Source organism: Streptobacillus canis (genome assembly GCF_009733925.1).
GTDB lineage: Bacteria > Fusobacteriota > Fusobacteriia > Fusobacteriales > Leptotrichiaceae > Streptobacillus > Streptobacillus canis.
Genome location: NZ_WOEI01000068.1, coordinates 1 through 447 on the forward strand (window position 1 = coordinate 1; position 447 = coordinate 447).

At 39.1% G+C, this 447-nt stretch carries 2 tRNA genes and 1 rRNA gene; all 3 read right to left on the reverse strand.

Annotated elements, in window-relative coordinates:
* Positions 1-129: 129 nt before the first annotated feature.
* Positions 130-205: transfer RNA gene (locus GM111_RS08105), tRNA-Ala, on the reverse strand.
* A gap of 22 nt (positions 206-227) precedes the next feature.
* Positions 228-304 (reverse strand) — tRNA-Ile (locus GM111_RS08110).
* Between the two features lie 92 nt (positions 305-396).
* Positions 397-447 (reverse strand): 16S ribosomal RNA (locus GM111_RS08115); the annotation flags it as partial.

Genomic DNA, 447 nt, shown 5'->3' on the forward strand with positions numbered 1-447 from the left:
TGCCCTTAATTAGCTTTTTAATCATCGTTTTTTGTTTTACAGTTTAACTACTTATCTTTTCTTTCGTCTCTGTTTAAAGTTGTAATTCTTTACTTTCTACTATTCATTTCTCATTGTCCTATGTTTTCTTGGTGGAGATAAGCGGGTTCGAACCGCTGACCTCCGCAGTGCAAGTGCGGCGCTCTCCCAGCTGAGCTATATCCCCATAAACAATAGTGTCTTTTTTCTGGTGGGCATAGCTGGACTCGAACCAGCGACCCCTGCGTTATCAGCACAGTGCTCTAACCACCTGAGCTATACGCCCTTATTTAAAAGACTTATAAAAGGAATAAATAAAGCAAACAAAACATTAAAGTATTTAAGTTAATCAATATCTTTATTTTGTATTCTCCTTAGAAAGGAGGTGATCCATCCGCACCTTCCGGTACGGATACCTTGTTACGACTT